At 70.0% G+C, this 13,900-nt stretch carries 13 protein-coding genes; 3 read left to right on the top strand and 10 right to left on the bottom strand.

Annotated features, from left to right (window positions below):
- The first annotated feature begins 25 nt into the window (after positions 1 to 25).
- Both OC550_RS02985 and OC550_RS02990 read left to right on the top strand, forming a co-directional pair.
- Positions 26 to 787: a FadR/GntR family transcriptional regulator gene (locus tag OC550_RS02985; RefSeq protein WP_262103818.1), complete on the top strand. Its 762-nt coding sequence runs from the start codon at positions 26 to 28 to the stop codon at positions 785 to 787.
- Positions 784 to 1,506: a cache domain-containing protein gene (locus OC550_RS02990; RefSeq protein ID WP_262103819.1), complete on the top strand. Its 723-nt coding sequence runs from the start codon at positions 784 to 786 to the stop codon at positions 1,504 to 1,506. The genes OC550_RS02985 and OC550_RS02990 overlap by 4 nt, the downstream gene beginning before the upstream one ends.
- Before the next feature lie 42 nt (positions 1,507 to 1,548).
- Here the strand turns inward: OC550_RS02990 and OC550_RS02995 are convergent, their stop codons facing one another.
- From OC550_RS02995 to OC550_RS03035, 9 genes are all read right to left on the bottom strand, one after another.
- Positions 1,549 to 2,379 (bottom strand): gamma-glutamyl-gamma-aminobutyrate hydrolase family protein, encoded by an 831-nt coding sequence (locus OC550_RS02995; protein ID WP_262103820.1) that lies wholly within the window; start codon positions 2,377 to 2,379, stop codon positions 1,549 to 1,551.
- Positions 2,376 to 3,149, bottom strand: a complete 774-nt coding sequence (locus OC550_RS03000; RefSeq protein ID WP_262103821.1) for a gamma-glutamyl-gamma-aminobutyrate hydrolase family protein — start codon at positions 3,147 to 3,149, stop codon at positions 2,376 to 2,378. Before OC550_RS03000 ends, OC550_RS02995 begins: the two co-directional genes overlap by 4 nt.
- Positions 3,146 to 3,871 (bottom strand): ABC transporter substrate-binding protein, encoded by a 726-nt coding sequence (locus OC550_RS03005; protein ID WP_262103822.1) that lies wholly within the window; start codon positions 3,869 to 3,871, stop codon positions 3,146 to 3,148. Before OC550_RS03005 ends, OC550_RS03000 begins: the two co-directional genes overlap by 4 nt.
- Positions 3,868 to 5,301, bottom strand: coding sequence for a glutamine synthetase family protein (locus tag OC550_RS03010; protein ID WP_262103823.1), 1,434 nt, complete (start codon positions 5,299 to 5,301; stop codon positions 3,868 to 3,870). The genes OC550_RS03005 and OC550_RS03010 overlap by 4 nt, the downstream gene beginning before the upstream one ends.
- A gap of 33 nt (positions 5,302 to 5,334) precedes the next feature.
- Positions 5,335 to 6,624 carry an NAD(P)/FAD-dependent oxidoreductase gene (locus OC550_RS03015; RefSeq protein ID WP_262103824.1) on the bottom strand — a complete coding sequence of 430 codons (1,290 nt, stop codon included), beginning with the start codon at positions 6,622 to 6,624 and terminating at the stop codon, positions 5,335 to 5,337.
- 2 nt (positions 6,625 to 6,626) lie between these two features.
- Complete coding sequence (locus OC550_RS03020; RefSeq protein WP_262103825.1) at positions 6,627 to 6,818, bottom strand: ferredoxin; 192 nt, start codon at positions 6,816 to 6,818, stop codon at positions 6,627 to 6,629.
- A gap of 51 nt (positions 6,819 to 6,869) precedes the next feature.
- The gene (locus OC550_RS03025; protein WP_262103826.1) at positions 6,870 to 8,069 is read right to left on the bottom strand and encodes a cytochrome P450; all 1,200 of its coding nucleotides are present in this window, start codon (positions 8,067 to 8,069) and stop codon (positions 6,870 to 6,872) included.
- 59 nt (positions 8,070 to 8,128) lie between these two features.
- Positions 8,129 to 9,643 carry an APC family permease gene (locus OC550_RS03030; protein WP_262103827.1) on the bottom strand — a complete coding sequence of 505 codons (1,515 nt, stop codon included), beginning with the start codon at positions 9,641 to 9,643 and terminating at the stop codon, positions 8,129 to 8,131.
- 285 nt (positions 9,644 to 9,928) lie between these two features.
- Positions 9,929 to 10,882, bottom strand: a complete 954-nt coding sequence (locus tag OC550_RS03035) for a hypothetical protein (RefSeq protein WP_262103828.1) — start codon at positions 10,880 to 10,882, stop codon at positions 9,929 to 9,931.
- Positions 10,883 to 11,168: 286 nt separating this feature from the next.
- Between OC550_RS03035 and OC550_RS03040 the strand changes: the two genes are divergently transcribed.
- The gene (locus OC550_RS03040) at positions 11,169 to 12,347 is read left to right on the top strand and encodes a CaiB/BaiF CoA-transferase family protein (RefSeq protein ID WP_262103829.1); all 1,179 of its coding nucleotides are present in this window, start codon (positions 11,169 to 11,171) and stop codon (positions 12,345 to 12,347) included.
- Positions 12,348 to 12,386: 39 nt separating this feature from the next.
- Here the strand turns inward: OC550_RS03040 and OC550_RS03045 are convergent, their stop codons facing one another.
- The gene (locus tag OC550_RS03045; protein WP_262103830.1) at positions 12,387 to 13,883 is read right to left on the bottom strand and encodes a PucR family transcriptional regulator; all 1,497 of its coding nucleotides are present in this window, start codon (positions 13,881 to 13,883) and stop codon (positions 12,387 to 12,389) included.
- Positions 13,884 to 13,900 lie beyond the last annotated feature (17 nt).

The following is a 13,900-nucleotide window of genomic DNA, read 5'->3' on the forward strand; positions in this document are numbered from 1 at the left end:
CTGGATCCGGCCGTAAGGAGAGATCGTGGCGTCACCCCCGGTGCTGCAGTCGCAGATCTACCGCTCCTTGCCCGAGATGGAGCGCTCGGAAGCCATCGTGCGCCGGATTTCGACGGCCATCTCGCTCGGCATGCTGCGGGTCGGCGAACGGCTCCCGGCGGAGTCGGAGCTGTCCGAGATGTTCGGCGTCGCCGGTGCGACCCTGCGCGAGGCGCTGGCGGCGCTCCGCGACCAGGGCGTGGTGGAGACCAGGCGCGGCCGCAACGGCGGAACCTTCGTAGTGAAGTCCCCGGCCACGCAGGCTGAGCAGCTGCGCCGGTACCTGCGGGAGACCTCCATCGCGGACCTGCGCGACCTCGGCGATGAGCAGACGGCAGTGGCGTCCGCCGCCGCCCGCCTGGCCTGCGACCGCGCCCACCCCAATGACCTGGACCGGCTGGAACAGCTGGCCCGCGGGCTCGAGCGCGCCGACTCCCCGGAGGGCCGGGCTCGGGCGGACAGCCGCTTCCACATCGAGCTGGCCGTGGTCGCACAGTCACCCCGGCTGACCGCGCAGGAGATCCGGCTGCAGGCGGAAGTCGGCCAGTTGCTGTGGACGCCGCTGGCCGCTATTTTCGACTCCGCGGCAGCCGCGCGGGAGCATCTGGAGATCGTCGACGCCGTGCGGGCGGATGATCCGGACAGGGCCCAGCGGCTGGTCCAGGAGCACATCCGGCGGAACACCTATCATCTGATCGACACCAAGCTCACGCTGACCCATTCCGTCGAGGAACAGGAGATCCCATGAACGCGCCCGTATCGGCCCGGGCCGTGGCCACGTCCATGGGCACGGCCATCGAGTCGTGGCTGAACGCGCTGTACCGGGACCTCTCGTCCTGCTCCGCCCAGGTGGAGGAGCAGCTGGAAGCGAAGATCCATGCGGGCGATAAAGTCTCCCGGAATGACATTTCGGGACTGCGTGGAATATCCGTCGAATTCCTGAATTCCCACCCTATTGTAGTCGGGGCAGGAGTCATTTTCTCCATTTCGGCATTAAAGGACGCGGAAGGCGTCCTGGAATGGTGGTTCCGGAATGCCGCGGGGGAAATCGAAAAGCTGGATTTCGATTTGGCGCCCGAAGGCGAACGGTTCTACGACTACGAGCAACTCCCATGGTTTTCCATTGCGGCCAAGACCGGCCGGCAGTCCATCGCCGGTCCGTACGTCGACTACTTGGGCTTCGACGAGTACATCATGACCTGCACCGTACCCAGCTACGTCCACGGGCAGTTCATCGGGGTCACCGGCTGCGACATCCGGATCCGGGACCTGGAAAATACCTTCATCCCGTTCGTCCGAAGGATCCCGGGCGACGCCGCGATCCTCAACGGCCAGAACCGGGTCATCCTGGGAAACTCGGGCCGCTTCATCGTCGGGGAACGGGTCAAGACGGAGCCGGAAGGCTTCTGCTTCATCCCGCTGAACGTGCCGAACCTCGACCTGCGCCTGATCTGCGCGGCTGAGTAGCCGCACAGACCAGGCCGGCCGCCGCATCAGGTCCGGCCCGCCTCAAGTCCGACCCGCCTCGGCTAGGTTTCGCACCTCCGCCACGGCGTTGGCCCGGCTCTGCCGCACGAATTCCTCGAACAGCAGCGAGCGGTGCCCCGCGTCGCCGTCGGAATCCTCCGGATGCCACTGCACGCCGACCACCCAGGTCCTGCCCGGATGTTCGGTGCCTTCGACCACGCCGTCCCGCGCCACCGCCGCCACGGCGAGCTCCGGGGCCACGGTCCCGACAACCTGATGGTGGCCCGAGCGCACGGTCACCGAGTCCCGGCCCAGGATGGCGGCGACCTTCGACCCCGGCAGCAGGTCCACTTCCTCGTCGAGGAACATCGGCTCCCCCGGCCCGCCCCGGTGCAGGTGCCACGGGTCCAGGTCGGGAATCAGCGTCCCGCCGCACGCCACGTTGAGCAGCTGCGAGCCGCGGCAGATGGCCAGCAGCGGCTGGTCCCGCTCCAGCACCCCGCGGATCAGCTCCAGGCAGTACTCGTCCGCGCGCAGGTCCACGCCGTACGCGTTCGGCACCGGATCGGTATGGCCGTACAGCGAGCCGTCCACGTCCCCGCCGCCGAGGAAGAGCACCCCGTCGTAGCCGGCCAGCGCGGCCTCCGGCAGCAGTTCTTCGGCCGCGCTGTCCACCAGTTCGGCCCGCGCGCCGGCCGCGTGCAGCGTCTCGAACGCCACGCGGGTGAACCGCTCCATCAGTTCCAGCGTCTGTTCCGTCATGCCCGGGAAGGTCAGGGAAACAACGACGGCGATGCGCGGCGCCTCGGGGCCGAGCGTCCCGTTGTCCGGCAGCACCGCGGCCGGATCCACGCGCAGCGGTTCCGCGCTCACCGGGCACCTGCCAGCTGCGGGCCGGCGGCAGCACCCCGCGCCGACGGGCCTTGCCCTTCACCGCCGCGGTAGGCCCGGGCGGCCTCGACCACCCAGGCGAACAGGGCATGGTCGGCGGGATTGCTGTCGGCGGTGTCCTCCGGGTGCCACTGCACGGCCAGCAGCGGCGCGCCCGGAACCTCGAGGGCCTCCACGACGCCGTCGTCGGCCCGCGCGGTGACCTGCAGGCCCGCGCCCAGTTCCCCTGCCGCCTGGTGGTGGTAGGAGGAGACGTCCACCGGCCCGGCCCCGACCACGGACGCCAGCAGCGACCCGGCCGCGACCGTGACCGGGTGCACGGCGCCCTTGTGCTGGACGCTGTCCGCTTCGCGGCCCGGCTCCAGGTGCGGGATCAATGTGCCTCCGCGGGCCACGTTGAGCAGCTGCAGCCCGCGGCAGATCGCCAGCGTCGGCACCCCCGCGGCGACGCACGCGGCCAGGACCTCGGTTTCGAACGCGTCCTGTCCCGCGTAGTCGGCGGGCCAGTAGTGCTCGTCCGGCTCCGCCCCGTACAGCGCGGGCGAAACGTCCGCGCCCCCGGGCAGCACCACGCCGTCGAACCTTTCCACCTGGTCCGCGGCGGCCGCGCCCTCCGGGAACATGATCACCGGCTCGCCGCCGGCCGCGGCGATGCTGCGCAGCACCTGGGCGGCCACCGCCACCCCCTCGAAGCGCAGCCCGTGGACCGAGCTGGACCACATGCCCGGCACCCCGATCAGCGGCCGGCTCATGCGGCCACCTCCGCTCCGAGCGGGAACGGCAGCTGCGGCATCCACTGCCCCCAGATCCGCTCCAGCCGGCCGTCGGCCACCACCGTGGCGAGCGCGGTGTTGAGGTCGGCGAGCAGGAACGGGTTGTCCTGGGCCACGCCCACTCCCCATCGGTTTCCGGTCGGATGCGTGAAGGCCACGTCGTAGGCCGGGTCCCCGCCGAGCGGGACGGTGACGACGTCGTCGTCCACCATGGCGTCCACCTCCCCGTTGCGAAGGGCCGCGAGCATGTCCCCGAAGACGTCCTCGCCGGTGAACGGCACCGGGACGGCGCCGGGGAAGGTCACCGCGAGCTTCATATTCGCGCTGCCCTCGATCGCCGCCACTTTGTAGCCGGCCAGGTCCTCCGGCGAGCGCGCCGGATCGCCCTTGCGGACCAGCACGGTCTCGTCGAACACGGCGTACGGGTCGGTGAAATTCACTACCGCCTGGCGCTCCGGGATGATGCCCTGGCCGCACCAGACGGCATCCACGCGGTGCTCGCGCACGGCCGGCAGCATGTCGTCCCAGGCCAGGAACACCCACTCGACGCGCAGGCCCAGCACGGAGGCCGCCAGCTCGGCCGCGGCCGGCTCGTAGCCGCGCCGGTGTCCACCGTCGGCCAGGTTGAACAGCGGCGGGGCCTCCGAGTCGATGCAGGCCAGCCGCAGGACGCCGGGGGAAAGGGTTGCTCCGCGGCTCACGGGATGGTCTCCCAGTACATCTCGCGGTCCCACTCCGTGATGGCGCCGCAGTACCGCGCCCACTCCTCCTGCTTCAGCTGGGTGTAGATGGAGACCAGGTCCGCCGGCAGCGCCGAGGTGAGGTAGGTGTCCGAGACGAACGCGTCGATGGCGTCCCCCAGGGTGAGCGGCAGCTGGCCGCCGATCGCCGGCACGTCCGCGCCGCCGTCGTCGGGCTGCCCCGGATCCAGCTGCCGGTTCAGGCCGTCCTCCATCGCCGCGATCAGCAGCGTGTGGGACAGGTACGGGTTCACGGCGGCGTCCGGCACCCGGTACTCCATCCGGCCATTGGAGGAGATCCGGACCAGGCAGCCGCGGCTGTCCAGGCCCCAGTTGGCCGTGCTCGGGGCGAACTGCCCGGCGTCCCAGAACCGCTTGTAGGAGTTGACCGTGGAGGCCATGACCGCCATGGAACCGGGGGCGTGCGCGAGCAGGCCGCCGATGGCGTGCTGCGCGGTCTGCGAGACGTGCAGCTCCACCCGGCCCGGGTCCTCGGTGACGTTGGTGTCCCCGTCCCACAGGCTCAGGTTGTGGTGGCAGCCGTTGCCCATCTGGCCGTTGTAGGGCTTGGGCATGAAGCTGGCCGTGACGCCGAACTCGCGGGCCACCTGCTTGCAGATCTGCCGGTAGGTGACCAGCCGGTCCGCGGTGTTCTCCACGCGGTCGTACATCCAGTTCAGTTCGAGCTGGCCGTCGTCCTCATAGTCGCCCTCGATCATGTCCAGCCCCATCGCCTTCGCGTAGGTGACAATCTGCTTGTAGATCGGGCGCATCCGCTCCAGGTTCTCCACCTGGTAGGCGGGGCTGGTGCCGGGCTTCTTGACGACCTCGAGGCCCGGGCCTTCCCAGGTCATCTCGGGTTCGGTGCCGGAACGGACCTCGAAGCCGGTGCGGGCGGTGAAGTCCTCGTGGCTGCGGATCAGCAGCGAGCGCGTGTCGATCGGCAGCAGGCGGCCGCCGACCTCCGGCAGGTGCGGGGGCTCGTAGGCGGTGCAGAAGATCCGCGCCACCGAGGTGTCCCAGGGCAGCACCACGAAGGTGTCGGGCTCCGGCAGCGCCCAGAACTCGCGGGCCTCGATGCCGCCGCCGATCAGGTTGCCGTAGCGGTCGTTCTGCAGGTCGGACAGGGCGGTGCGGTGGAAGCAGATGCCCTTTTCCAGGTTGCGCTTGAAGTGGTTGGCCGGGACCATCTTGGCCACCATGCGCGAGCCGATGGTCGGCAGCGCGTAATAGACGTACTCGACGCCGGCTTCCTGGATCTTGCGTCCCAGGTCGCGGACGACGTCAGGGCGCAGGTTCCGCTCGCGGTGGCGGGCAAACGCTTCGCGGTCGTTAAGTCCGGCCAGCAGGTCGGTTCCGGCCGAATCGGGCCGTACGGGGGTGAGAGTCATGGCAGTCTTCTTTCAGTCGTTCGTAGCCGGCGGTTAGGCGGCGGCCAGGCGTGCGGCCACACCGGCATCGGTCACGAGCTTGCGGTAGTGCAGTTGCTTGTCGGCGGGCAGGGCACAGGTCACGGCTCCGATGAGCCGGCCGCTGCGGTAGTAGCCCAGCGCGGCGCCGGCGGCGGGGCGGTCCGGGTCACCCTCGAGCACCTCGATCCGCTCGGCGAGCGCCGGGCTGCCGACGCCCTGGATCCGGATTTTGAAGATGTCCGTCCAGAAGGAGGGCAGCGGCGCCGCGGGTTCCGGAACCTCCGCGCCGTTGAGCCCGGCGACCAGGGCGGGCGCGGCGATCTTGGCCGTGTCCGCCGGGGTGGCCCAGTGCTCGACGCGGCGGGCTCCGGTGCCCGCCCGCTGGTCCGGGTACCGGGCGACGTCGCCGACGGCCACCACGGACGGCAGCGCCCCGCCGGCGCCGATGACGCGCATCGACTCGTCGCAGAGCACGCCGTCCGCCAGGTCCAGGCCGTTGCCGGCCAGCCATTCGGTATTCGGCTTTGATCCCACGGCTTCAATCACGACGTCGGCGGGCACCTCGGTGCCGTCCGACAGCCGGACACCGGCGCACCTGAGGTGCGATCCGCCGTCGTACCCGTCACCGGACCAGTTTCCCGTCTCGTCCCCTGTCTCTGACAGGAATTCCACCACCCGGTGGCCCGAGAGGCAGCGGACGCCGTTGCCCTCCAGGAAGCCGCGGACGCCGACGCTCAGCCGCCGGCCGAGGGGACGCTCCATCGGGCCGCTGCCGCCCTCGACGAGCGTGACCCGGCAGCCCAGGGACGTCGCAGTAGCCGCGGCCTCGCAGCCGATGAAGCCGGCGCCGACCACCACCACGCGCGTGTCCGGCCGCAGTTCCCGGTGCAGCCCCAGGGTGTCATCGATCGTGCGGATGACGTGGCGGCCATGGCGCGGGCCCGGCACCTCTACCCTTGCGGGGCGGAGGCCGGTGGCGATGACCAGGCCGTCGTAGGCCAGCTCCTCGCCGGTGGCCAGCGTCAGCGTGCGGGCGGACAGGTCGGCCCGGGTGACCGGCGCGCCGAGCCGCCAGTCGATGCCGGTGGCGGTCCTTCGCTGGCGCAGCGTGACCGCGGCCAGCGCCTCGGCGGCCGAGCCCGGCGCCGCCAGCAGTTCCTTGGACAGCGGCGGCCGGTTGTAGGGCGGACGGGCCTCCTGGCCGAGGACGACGATGTCCTCCTCCCAGCCGGCCGAACGCAGTTGTTCGGCGGCGCGCAGCCCTCCCATCGAGGCTCCGGCGACGGCAATTCTGCGGGTCATCATCAGTCCTTAAGGAAGATCGCCTGGACGGGGCAGACGTCGATGGCTTCCTCCACCTCGTCCAGCAGGGTGTCGTCGAAGGTCGGTTCGTACTCGAGCACGCCGTCGGTGTTCATCCGGAACACCTCCGGGGCGGCGATGGCGCACTGGCCGTGGTTGTCGCAGAGGCTGCGGTCGACGTCGATGGTCCGCATGGGAAAGTCCTTCCGTAGGTGGTGCTGTGGTGCTGGGGAGCAGTTGGCGTGCTAGGAGCGTTTGGTGAAGCCGATGGGCAGGCGGATGGGGCCGGTGTTGCCGGAGTCCGGCAGCCACTCGTCGCCGCCGATCAGGTGCGGCTTGGCCAGGCGGCCCGCCAGCAGCGGCAGCGCCTCGCTCATGTCCGCCCGGGCGACGAAGTGGCCGAGGCAGTGGTGCACCCCGCCGCCGAAACCGTAGTGCGGCGCGTGCTCGCCGAGCAGGTCCATCTCCGGGTTCGGGAAGGCAAGCGGATCCGTGCCGGAGGACTGGGTGAACAGGTGCACCGTGGTGCCCTTTTCGATGGTCAGGCCCTGGTATTCGAAGTCCTCGACGGCCTCGCGGGTCACCCAGGTGACGGTCGGATTGGTGCGCATGACTTCCTCCACGGCCTTGCCGCCGAGCTCGGGCCGCTCCGCCAGCAGTTCCCACTGCTGCGGGTTGCGGATGAAGGACTGCATGGCCAGGCCGAGCTGGTTGCGGGTGGTGTCCATGCCGCCGAAGATCAGCAGCACCAGCGCGTTGCGCAGTTCCTCGTCGCTGAGCCGGTCGCCGTCCCGGCTGGCCAGCACCAGGCGGGAGACGAAGTCCTCGCCCGGGTTTGCCTGCCGGTCCCGGATCAGTTCCTCGGCATAGTCGTAGAGTTCGGCGACGGCCGCCTCGACCTTGTCCAGGTCCTGCTTGAAGGTCACGCCCAGGGCCAGGCCTACGGTGGAGGCGAGCCGGGCGATCTTCGGCCACTCGCTCTCCGGAATGCCGAGCAGGATGGTCAGCACGCGGGTGGCGTAGGGCTCGGCGAAGTCGCGGATGAACTCGCACTCGCCCTTCTCGATGAACGCGTCCACCAGCTCGTTGGCCAGTTCCTGGAACCGGGGCACCAGCTCCTTGATCAGGCGCGGGGAGAAGGCCGGATTGAGCAGCCGGCGGATACGGTGGTGGTCCTCGCCCTCCAGCACCAGCAGGTTCTTGGTCCACCAGTCGAAGAACAGCCCGCCGTGGACGCCGTTGTGCGCCGGCCACTTGGCGCTGCCCTGGGAGAGCTTGGGGCTCTTGAGCAGCTTGCTCACTTCGTCGTAGCGCAGCACGGCCAGCCCGAAGTTGGTCCGGGCGTACCAGCTCTGCTCGCGGGCGGTGCGGAGCTCTTCGGACTGCATCGCGAACGACGGGTCCGAGATGTTCAGGTAGGGAACCTCAACGGTGGACGTACTCATGGTGGAACCTGTTCTTTCGTCTGTGTGCTACTGGTGGGTGCCCGAGGGCCGAGGGGTGCTCAGTCGGTGAAGGAGTGCCGCGGTCCGGACGGGATGGCGTCGCCGGCCGGGGCATCGCCCTTGAGATAGGGCTTCTTCCAGGCCATGTAGACCAGCCCCAGGAGAACGACGCCGACGGCGGAGATCAGCACGATGTAGTTCGAGAACCAGCCCGCCTCCGGGGTCCGGGGCCACGCCATGTTGACCATGCCGAGCACACCCCAGGCGAGCGCGGCGACGGTGACCGGAATGCCCCAGGCGCCGAGCTGGAAGGCACCTCGCGGACGCCAGCCCTTGAGCCGGGCCCGCAGGGAGGCCAGGACCACCATTTGGAAGCCCATGTACATGCCCATCGCGGCGAAGGAGATGATGGTGACCAGCGCATCCTCGGACACTTTGGATCCGATCACGATCAGCGCCGGGACCAGGCCGGCCAGCAGCAGGGCATACGGCGGCACGTGGCGGGACTCGCTGAACTTGCTGAGCAGCTTGCTCGCCGGGAGGATGCCGTCGCGGGCCATCGAATAGGCCAGCCTCGAGGACGCCGCCTGCAGGCTCAGTACGCAGGAAACGAAGGAGATCAGGACGACGGCGAGGACCACCTTCATGCCGACCGGACCGAAGGCCGAGAGGAGCACGTTGCCGACCGGATCGGCGTCGGTCCCGCTGATCACTGCACCGAAGTCCGGCACCGCCAGAATCAGGGACAGGCAGACGAACATCGCGGCGAAACCGCCGATGTAAATGGTCATCCGCATGGCCTTCGGGATGGTGCGCCCCGGGCTCGGAACTTCCTCGGCCACATCGCCGCACGCCTCGAACCCGTAGTACTGGTAGATACCGATCAGGCCGGCCGCCGCGAAGGCGATGAAGTAATTGCTGCCCTCCCCAGCGCCGAAGCTCTGGAAGAGGACGCTCAGGTCGTGGTGCCGGGCGGTGACGATCAGCCAAAACCCGACCACCAGCGCGCCGCCGAGCTCGGCGAGCAGTCCGAGCATGGCGACCTTGTTCAGCACCTTGGTGCCGCCGAGGTTCAGGATCGTTGCGAGCAGGATGACTCCCAGCGCCGCCAGGATGACCGAGTTGACGCTGCTTTCCATGCCGAGGAGCGAGCTGAGGAACGGGCCGGCGCCGTAGGCGACGCTGGCAATGGTGGCCAGCAGCGCGCACAGGTAGACCCAGCCGTTCATCCAGCCCCACTTGCGGCCCCACAGGCGCCGGGACCAGGGGTACACGCCGCCGGCAACCGGGTAGTTGGAAACCACTTCGCCGAACACGGTTGCCACGAGCAGCTGGCCGCCGCCGACGATAATGAGCGACCAGAACATGGGCGGCCCGGCGATCCCCAGGGACGCGGCGAACAGCGAGTAGATGCCCACCACCGGAGAAAGGTAGGTGAAGCCGAGGGAGACGTTCCCCCAGAAAGTCATTTCGCGCTTGAATTGCTGATCGTACGAGTAGCCTAGGCTGGCCAGATGCTCGGCATCCTCATCGATGCCGGCCTCCCCAGCGGGCCGCGTCATTTCGGCGGACATTGCGCTCCTTCAGGACTCATAGTTATATGCGGCCAGGCGTGGTCTTCGAGGAGCCCCATTCCCCGTTGTGACGAAGACCACGTGATCGCCATCACGGAAAAACCCTATAAATGAATGTTTTAGAACGCAAGGGCCGTTCGGGAAGTTTTCTTGGCGGCATCGAAGTTCTGAATGCTGATGCCGCGCTATCGCCACGCTATTTCGTCCGCCAATCCGCGGAGTATGGCGCAGCCCACGAAGGCTGTAAACATCAGGAAAAGCTTTATTTCCGACAGATTTCTGCAGCTACAGCAGGGGCCAGACCCGGCGCCGCAGGTCGTACAGCCCCCAGGCCCGGGGAATCAGATCGCAGGCGGCGTCCGAAGCCCGCCGCAGCTGCTCCATGCCGCCGGCGGTACCGTGCTCCGCACTGGAACCGGCGCGCTTGCTGCTTGGTCTGCCGGGCTCAGTGCTCGGACGGCGGAGCTCGCCGCCCTGACTGCTGAAGGGACCGGGATAACTACCGGGCTTCCCGGTGGCCCACTCCAGGCCGTGGGAGTAGCCGCTGCAGAACTGCCAGATGTAGATCAGCTCGGCCGGCACGCCGCCGTCGGCCCTCAGATCCTTGAGGATCGCCGTCTGCGTCCTGTTCTTGGTCGCGTAGCCCCAGCGGCCCTCGGCCTTCTTGGTGAAGATCGGCGGCAGGCCAGCCGCCCGGGCCGCCTCGTTCACCTCATGACGGAGTCCCTCGAAGCTAACCTGCGCGTCCGGATGCAGGTCGGGATGCAACTCCTCGAGGTAGGCGTCCCAGAAGGAGGCCGCATTGAAGACATCCCGTGCGACCAGCACCAGGCTGCGCCGGATTCGCTCGCGGCCCTCCTCCGGCTGTAGCGCCCAGAGCACCGTCGTGCCGCATTCGATCACCGTCCGGACCAGCGAATAAGGCGCATGCGAGTTCAGCCGGTAGAACACCCCGCCGGACGGGTCCTCCACGAACAGCAGCCGCCGCAGCGCCTGCAGGTTGTCCATCGCCGCCGCCAGCGACTGCTGCAGCAGGCTGCTGACGCTCCGCGACGAAGCGAAATGCCGGTCCATCAAAGCCAGCGGCGAGCCCGGCTCTACGTCCTCCCCCGCAGGATCCCGCGCACTGAACGGCTCCAGTTCGTCCAGCCGCGCCAGAATCGCGGCCGCCGCCTGGCCGTCCCGATCCGCTCCGCCTACCCGGCCCGCGCAGCCCTCGGGCACCCGCCCGTCTCCCATGCGGACATCGTAGTCCCGCCTGCTCCCCTGCAGACATCGCAGTCCCGCCCGATCCCGTGCGGACACCGCACTCCCGTCCGATCCCTGCGCTCCGGCCTCCCTCCTATCCAGCCCGAACCTCGCCGGGCCCCGAGCGAACCGTTCGCCTCGTGGGGCTGCCCGACCCTTGTGCATTCCATCCCCCTCTGGGCCGAGTCGTCCAATGCGGAGCACCGAAGGCCTCCCTAGACTGGTCGCCAGTTCCGGGCCGACAATCGTCCGGCCCCTCCCCAACGAAAGGGCACCGATGCCTGCACAGCCCGGCCTCCCGCCGTCGTCCGCTGCACGCCCGTTGGAAGGCGTTCTGGTGGCGGACTTTTCCCGCGTGCTGGCCGGGCCGCTGGCCACCATGACGCTGGCCGACCTGGGCGCGCGGGTGGTCAAGGTGGAACGGCCGGGGGCCGGCGACGACACCCGCAGCTGGGGCCCGCCGTTCTCCGCGACCGGATCGACCTATTTCGAGAGCGTCAACCGGAACAAGGAGTCCGTCTGCCTGGACCTGTCCGACCCCGGGGACCTCGCTGTGGCCCGGGAACTGGCGCTGCGGGCGGACGTGCTGGTGGAGAACTTCAAGCCCGGCGGCATGGCCAAGCTGGGCCTGGGCTACGACGAGCTGTCGGCGGAAAATCCCGGGCTCGTCTACGCCTCGATCTCCGGCTTCGGGTCGGCCCAGGGCGCGTCGCTGCCGGGCTACGACTTCATCGTGCAGGCGGTCGGCGGGCTGATGAGCATTACCGGCGAGGCGGACGGCTCCCCTTACAAGGCCGGCGTCGCGCTGGTCGACGTGCTGACGGCGAAGGACGCGACGATCGGCATCCTCGCGGCCCTCACCGCGCGCAACAATTCCGGGCGCGGGAGCCTGCTGGAGGTCAACCTGCTCTCCAGCCTGCAGGGCGCGCTGGCCAACCAGGCGCAGGCCTACCTCGGCGCGGGCAAGGTGCCCGGCCGGATGGGCAACGAGCACCCCTCGATCGTGCCCTACCAGCTGCTGGAGTGCGCCGACGGGCCGCTCGCGGTAGCGTGCGGCAATGACGGGCAGTTCCGGCGGCTGGCCGAAGTGCTGGGGCGGCCCGGGCTGGCGGGGGATGCGCGGTTCGCCACCAATAGCGCCCGGGTGGAACACCGCACCGAACTGATCCCGCTACTGGAGCAGGCCCTTGGCACCGCGACCGCCGCCGTCTGGCAGGACAAGCTCGTCGGTGTGGGCGTTCCCGCCGGCCCCGTGGCCACCATCGACGCCGGCATCGAGTACGCCGATTCCCTCGGGCTGCAGCCGACCATCGACGTCCAGGACGCCGCCGGCGAGACGGTCGGCCGGCAGGTCCGGCATCCGATCAGCTGGACTCCCGCCTTCGCACCGCGCAGCAGCGCCCCGCCGGCCCTCGGCGAGCACACCGAGTCCGTGCTGGAGTGGCTGCGCCGCTGAGAGGCTGGACCACTCCGCTAAAGGTGAAGTCCGGCGCAGTCAGAGTCCGCGGCGGCGGAGGGCGAGCCAGAGGTGGGCGGCGGTGTCCGGATCATCAAGGCTGACGCCGAGCAGCCTTTGCGCAACGGCGATCCGATGGCGGAGCGAGTTCCGGTGGATCGCGAGATCGCGCGCTGTGTCCTCCCAATGCCCGCGGCGGCGTAGGTAGGCGGCGACGGCGCCAAGCAGGTCCGCGCGCTGGTAGCCGGCGAGCGCGTCCGCCCACCGTTCCGCGCGGGAATCCTCATCCCCCGAGGTCCCGACCAGCCGGCCCGCCGGTGCCTGCAGGGCGGCGCGCCGCAGAACGGCGGCCTGGGAGGCAGCGTCGGCCAGCGGCACGGGCTCGGTCCAGGCCGCACCGGTGCGCGGCCGCTCGGCGGCATCGGACGGGCTCGACTGCTCCCCGCCCGCTGCGTCGGGCCCGCCCTCCCAAGGCAGCAGTCCGCCGTCGTACTCTTCCGGCTCGGGTGCGGCAATCGGCACCAAGTCGGTCGTGTCCAGCAGGAAGAAGCCGAGCCCGTCCTCGGCGAAGCGCAGCCGGCTCACGGCCAGGGCCGCGCCCGGCCCCGGGGCACCGTCTTCCGCCGGCAGCCCGGCAACGGTGGCGGCCAGGGCCCGCAGGTCACCGTTTTCCGTCCGCGCCGCGAGCATGCGCACCCGCTCCGGCAGCGGGCCCAGCCCGACGTCGGCCGCCAGCAGCCGGGCCGCCTCGACGTGCCCGCGGACAATCAGCTTGGCCACTGCGGACCCCAGCACCGCCGACGTGCCGGTCAGCTCCTCGTGCTGCTGGGCCTTGAGGGCGAGCAGCACGCAGACCGTCATGATGATCTGCCGGTCCGCCTTGGCCAGGGTGCGCCCAGAGCCGATGGCGAGAAAGCCCTCGATCCGGCGGCCGACCAGGATGGGGTACTCCACCACCGGGCTGCCGTGCAGCCAGAACGTCGCCGCCGAGTGCGCGCCCGCCCGGTTCAGCCGGGCCGTCTCCTCGCGCAGGTGCGGCAGCAGCGCCGCGGATCCCGTCGGCCAGATCGTCTCGGCTCCCCCGTCGGCCGGCAAATAAGCGGCCCAGCCGCCGAGCGCCTGCGCCAGCCCCTGCACCACCGACGGCAGTGCATCGGGCCGCATCGCCGCGCGGGCCAGCGCGGTCTGCGTACCCAGTCCGGCAATCAGGTCCGCCTGCCCGCTGCGCCCGGCCAGGTCCCAGAACGCGCGCGAAACATCGAGGAACGGCACGCCGTCCGGCACCACCATGAGCTCCAGCCGCTCCCCGGCGCAGGCCTCGATGAGCGCCGGCGGAACGCTGTCCAGCCCCTCGCCGAGCCCCAGCCCGAGCGCGGCGACGCCCCTGGCCGCCAACCGGCGGACGTACTCGGATGCCGTAGCCGCCGTTCCGCCGAGGGGAATGCCGGTGGTCAGCAGGAGCTCGCCGCCCTCCAGATAGGCGGTGGGGTCCTCCAGCTCGGACACATGCACGCCGCTGAGCTGGACGCCGGGCACCGTGCCGGGAACGGCGC

It is taken from the genome of Arthrobacter sp. Marseille-P9274, from assembly GCF_946892675.1.
In the GTDB taxonomy this organism is placed as follows: Bacteria; Actinomycetota; Actinomycetes; order Actinomycetales; family Micrococcaceae; genus Crystallibacter.